Below are 848 nucleotides of genomic sequence, written 5' to 3'. Positions count from 1 at the left end.
CGGCGGGCGATGATGGCGAACTTCTTGCCAAGCACCCCCAGAGTGAGCCAGACGGTGGGCAGCTGGATCATCGCCAGCAACACCCAGCCCAGACCGATCTTGTAGGCCGCGCCCGGCCCGCCGATGAAAGAGGAGGCCGAGGTGTAGGTGGCCACTAGCGTCATCGCCAGCACCAGCCCGCCCATGCTGCGGTTGCCGATGAAGTACTCCTGGACGAAGTTGCCTTCAGCTCTATGACGGCTGGCCCAGAAACCCACCCCCAGCACCAGCACCAGATAGATGAAGAGCGGCAGCATCAGCTCAAGATTCATGGGATGACTCCTTGCCGGAAGGGGCTGGGGTATCGAGGGGGATATCCACAAACAGTCGATCCACCATCAGGGCACATAGTGCGATGAACAGCAGTGGCATCGCCACGCAACTGAGCAGGAACCAAAGGGGAATGTCCCAGCATTCGATCTCTTCCGGGATCAGATAAGCCGTGCCATACCAGGCAAGAAAATAGAGTAGGGTCAGCAGCAGGCAGAAAGCTGCTTCCCGGCGGGCGAGAGCAAAACGGTTCACCTTGGCCTCCGACAATTTTGAGGGGCGCAAGGATAACAAAAAAGGGCCATGTCGCCATGGCCCTTTTTCAGCAGAGGCTCCTTGCGGAGCAGACTTCCACCGGAAGTCCGGTCTCTATCAGAGATCCTTACAGACCCAACTTCTTGTGCAGATAGTGGGCGTTGGTACTGCCACCGTGCAATATCATCGGGTCTCTATCAGCGATCCTTACAGACCCAACTTCTTGTGCAGGTAGTGGATATTGGTGCCACCGTGCTGGAAGTTTTCGTCTTTCATGATCTCTT

Annotated in this window: 2 protein-coding genes; both read right to left on the bottom strand. The window is 57.0% G+C overall.

Annotated elements, in window-relative coordinates; translation table 11 throughout:
• Positions 1 to 311 (bottom strand): sodium:solute symporter family transporter (locus tag G5358_RS21430; RefSeq protein WP_421324921.1); only part of this gene is annotated, 311 nt, incomplete at its 3' end.
• Entirely contained in the window at positions 301 to 564 is a 264-nt protein-coding gene (locus G5358_RS21425) for a DUF997 family protein (protein WP_254204220.1), read from the bottom strand. The genes G5358_RS21430 and G5358_RS21425, both read right to left, overlap by 11 nt.
• Positions 565 to 848 lie beyond the last annotated feature (284 nt).

This window comes from Aeromonas sp. 604176 (genome assembly GCF_049170755.1).
Classification (GTDB): domain Bacteria; phylum Pseudomonadota; class Gammaproteobacteria; order Enterobacterales; family Aeromonadaceae; genus Aeromonas; species Aeromonas veronii_A.
The sequence above is the reverse complement of the archived record's forward strand: the minus strand, read 5'-3'. Positions and strand labels throughout refer to the sequence as shown.